At 46.0% G+C, this 4,475-nt stretch carries 3 protein-coding genes and 1 pseudogene; all 4 read right to left on the reverse strand.

Features of this window, described 5'->3' with window-relative positions:
• Positions 1 to 1,235, reverse strand: a pseudogene (locus WEIDD23_RS08990) (M3 family oligoendopeptidase); the annotation flags it as partial.
• 39 nt (positions 1,236 to 1,274) lie between these two features.
• On the reverse strand, positions 1,275 to 2,309 hold the full coding sequence (locus WEIDD23_RS08995) for a competence protein CoiA (RefSeq protein WP_010372510.1): 1,035 nt from the start codon (positions 2,307 to 2,309) through the stop codon (positions 1,275 to 1,277).
• Between the two features lie 101 nt (positions 2,310 to 2,410).
• Positions 2,411 to 3,775, reverse strand: coding sequence for a PTS sugar transporter subunit IIC (locus tag WEIDD23_RS09000; protein WP_010372507.1), 1,365 nt, complete (start codon positions 3,773 to 3,775; stop codon positions 2,411 to 2,413).
• 66 nt (positions 3,776 to 3,841) lie between these two features.
• Positions 3,842 to 4,475 (reverse strand): family 1 glycosylhydrolase (locus WEIDD23_RS14780; protein WP_242865488.1); only part of this gene is annotated, 634 nt, incomplete at its 5' end.

Genomic DNA, 4,475 nt, shown 5'->3' on the forward strand with positions numbered 1-4,475 from the left:
TAATCGCCGTAGTGGTAAGGCTGATTTTGACGAGTCAAATATGAGTGCACTGAGTGGCCCATTTCGTGAACTAAAGTGCTCAAATTGTTCAGGTTATCAACCCAGTTCAGCAAAATGAATGGATTTGTATCATATGAACCGCCCGAGTAGGCTCCTGAACGCTTGCCCTTATTCTCAATGACATCAATCCAACGATTATCAAAGGCTGTATTGACAACTTCCAGATAATCTTCGCCCAATGGTGCCAACGCCTTCAATGCTTCAGCCTGGGCAGATTCGTAATCAATCGTAAAGTCAGGTTCGCCCAAAATTGGGGTATACAAATCGTATGAGTGCAATTCGTCCAAGCCCAACAATTGCTTTCGGAGGGCAACGTAACGATGCAACAACGGCAACGCTTCATTTACTTCCGCCACCAATGTATCGTACACCACTTCTGGCACATGGTTACCAGCTAAAGCAGCTTCACGCGCATTATCATAGTTGTGAACCGCCGCCATAAAGTTATGACCCTTCACGTGACTGGCAATCAAAGATGCAAAGGTATTTTCAAGTGAGACATATGACTTGTAGAACGTTTGGAAAGCATTTCGACGTACTTCCGGGTCAGTCGACTCCAATAAACGTGAATAGACACCGTTTGACAACGTCTCCAGTTCACCATCTTCGTTGGCAACAGCTTCAAACTTAATATCGGCATTATCCAACACACCAAATGTCCGTTCTGACGCCCCAAAAACATCCCCAGCAGCAGCTAACAATGCTTCTTGGTCTGGCGTTAAGACGTGACCTTGTTGCGTCAAGATGCTCTCGAAGTAATGCTTATACGCCCCCAGCTTAGGCTCTGCTTCAAAAAAGGCCGTTAATTCAGCTTCTGAAAGTGACAAAACAGCTGGATCAAAGAATGCAATGGCTGCCGAAACACGTGCTGCCAAGGCTTCAGCTCGATTGCTCAACCCTTGATAATAAGCGTTGGCTGTATCTTGGTCTGACTTCATTGAAGCATAGACATACAGCTTTTCTAAGTCACGCATCACACCCAAACCGTATTGCAACGCATTGTACAAATCTGTACCAGACGTCGTTGCTGATTGGACGAAGAAATCCGCTGACTCTAACCGATCGGCCAATTCTTCAAAGGCATCTTCCCACGCTTCATCAGAAGCAAAAATTGTCTGCAAATTCCAAGTCATTGACTCAGGCAATGCATCTCGTAATGGTAATTCTTTGGCCATTGCTCGCCACCTCATTTCAAAAATATTAGCTTTATTCTATCACTTACTGCCAACAGTATGCACGTGAGAACGTAATTCTCGACATTTTTGATTGAAATCTGCAAACCACTGTACATTTGTGACCAGACGCCAGCGGTCATTTGTTACTTGCACAACCCCCATCGACTGCCATAACACCAACAACTGCGTTAACCACAGCTTCGCAACAGCGCTAGCAGGGGTGGCCCCAAAAGCGAACCATTCAGCCCGTTCAATCACCGTTAGTAGTTGTTCAGCAGGACATGGTGCCTTCTCGAGTATTGTGATTAGCTGCGTGGCCAAAATCCAATGAGGCGTCTTTAAACCGCCCGGTAGTGGCTGCCTGATATGACAACAAATTGGAATCCCGGTGACTGTCCGATTTTGCTGATAAAGTTGTTTTTGCAGTTGCCTGATGCGCCGGTCACGACGCACAACCTGTTGCTGAATTTTCGCCAATTGCCTAATCGGATCGGAATAATCCTCCTGGCCAACATGCGTCCGGCCATCCACTGTCCACCATTCCCGCCATTGAATCCCATCTTTTCCGCGCCATAGCGCTACTTGTAGCGTCTCGTGTCGAATCCGCGCAAATTTCGCCAGTGTCGCTTGTTGTAATTTTCGTTGCTGGTAGGTTGGCCCTAGTACCCACACAACATCCAACCCAAGCTTAGCAAAACCAGCGGTACGACGCTGCACCCGTTCAGCACTGATTGGCGCACATTGAAATTCAATCGCCACTTGTCGATTGTCAAACGTTACGAGCAAGTCCGGCCGTTGTTGAATCTCAGGTAACCAAGGCTCCAACACCACTCGGCCACCAATACTTTCGAAGAAGTCAACCATCGCTAATTTACCTAGCAAATGAACTGCTGATTCACCTTCAGCTAATGCCTGACATTTTTGTAAGCTTGTATGCGCGAAGTGAGCTTGTTTAAGGCGGCCTTTTTTGACTGTCACCGGAGTCTGACACCCTGGACAAACATAATTGCATTGTTTATCAGCCTTATCCGCCGTCATTAGCCCGGTTGTGCCAAGCGTTTGTGCAATGTACATTTCATCACCTCCAACAAAGATAGACGCATGTGACCGACATTTGTCCAAAATAAAGAAAAAAGCACCACTCAGAACGAGTGATACTCTTATCAAGGTTAAATTTAGTTAGCTGGGTTTTCTTCCAACTTTTCAATATCAGCGGCTGATGGTTGTGCATCACCTTGTTCTTCAGCAAGCAATACCTTGTCGTACTTGCGAGCGAATGGGTAATACATGAATCCTGTCATCACAAGCATAACCGCTTGCCACAACGCACCTTGCCAACCACCGACAATCAAACCTGACACAATTGCGGGCGTCGTCCATGGTACATACATACCATTAAATGGTGGAATAATACCCATTGCAATCACGGCATACGTCGCGAAACCTGAAACCAATGGCGTCAAAATGAATGGGATAGCCAACAATGGGTTCAAAACCAATGGCAATCCGAACAAGATTGGTTCATTGATGTTGAACAAAGCTGGGACAATTTCCAACTTTCCAAGCGTCTTCATTTGTACTGACTTGGCACGAACCAACATAAAGATAACCAATCCGATTGTCATACCTGAACCAGTCACCGTAATGAATTGATCCATGAAGGCTTGCGTCACAATGTGCGCCCCGTTATCCAAAGTCAACTTACCAGCCTTATACAAAGCCAAGTTATCAGCATTGTTTGCCAATAGCAATGGCGTCATGATACCACCCACGATTGTGGCACCGTGAACACCGAAGAACCACAAGAACACTGGCAAGAAGGCGACAACGACAACACCCAACGGTCCATCGGTTGCGTGTTGCAATGGTGTTTGAATCGTGGCATAAATCCACTCAACCATCGTTGTATTAAAGCCAAGCTTGAAGATACCATAAATGGCTGTTGCGACCGTAACAATTGCAGCACCTGGAATCAAAGCCGTAAATGACGCCGCAACGTTAGCAGGCACTTGTTCTGGCAACTTGATGGTAAAGCCCTTCTTCATGAACCATGAATAAGACCAACCAACCAACAATCCAACGATAATGGCCACGATCATACCCTTACCACCAAGCCATGCCTTATCAATCACACCTGACACTTGCCAAACCGTTGAGACACGTTCTGGGTTCGCGATGCTAGTGACCGACTTAACTGTATCCGGTTGCAAAATGATATCGACCACAATGGCCAACATACCGGCAGGCACTGCATCGTGCCCCTCATCACGCACCCATGAGTACGCAATACCGAATACGGCAAACAATGCCATAATACCAAATGACGCGTTGTTAGCTTGCATGAAAATTGGACCTAAACCAATTTCATTTAAATAATCTTGGACCGCTTGAATTGGGAATTGTCCCAAAATCAAGAAGACCGCGCCAATCACAATGAATGGAATTGGGTAAAGCATTCCATTCTTAATTGCCGTAACCGCCTTCGTGTTAACGAATTTCATAACTGGCGGCAACAACTTTTCATTGATGAAATTATTCATGTTGTTTTCCTCTACTTATTTCGTATCGTTACTTGCATGTCATCACCAATTCTCAATTTGATTAACCTACCCCAAATCCTCTCCATTTGAGGCAATCACTTGCTGATACCACTTAAACGAGTCCTTACGATAGCGCGTGCCCGATCCTTGGCCCATGTCATCCAGGTCGACATAAATGAAGCCATAACGCTTCAACATTTCACCTGTCGAGGCCGACACAATATCAATTCCTGACCATGGTAGATAGCCAATTAGCGGAATGCCATCTAAGGCAACGGCCCGCTCCATCGCTTGGATATGCCCTTGGAAATAGGCAATGCGATAATCATCGTGCACTTCATGTTCTGGGGTCAATTCGTCATAGGCACCAAAGCCGTTTTCGACGATAAACATTGGCTTATGCCAACGATCCCACATCCAGTTCATCGCCCAACGGACGCCAACTGGATCAATTTGCCAGCCCCAATCTGACTTCTGCAAGAATGGGTTGTCACCGTGATTCGCTTCCTCATCATATTCCAACCACTCATCGCCAGTATCGGATACTGTCCAAGACATATAGTATGAAAAGGCCACATAATCCACGGTATTCTCAGCCAAAATTTTTTCATCAGCCGGTGTAATATCGATTTTGAAACCTTTGTGAGCCCAGAACTTTTTTAGCCAGTTTGGATACTGACCCGTTGCATGGACATCACCC

This window comes from Weissella sp. DD23, assembly GCF_001579105.1.
Classification (GTDB): Bacteria; Bacillota; Bacilli; order Lactobacillales; family Lactobacillaceae; genus Weissella; species Weissella cibaria.

Coding starts and splice junctions, on each gene's coding strand:
- WEIDD23_RS08995 (WP_010372510.1), bottom strand. CDS start 2,309: ATGTACATTGCACAAACGCTTGGCACAACCGGGCTAATGACGGCGGAT.
- WEIDD23_RS09000 (WP_010372507.1), bottom strand. CDS start 3,775: ATGAATAATTTCATCAATGAAAAGTTGTTGCCGCCAGTTATGAAATTC.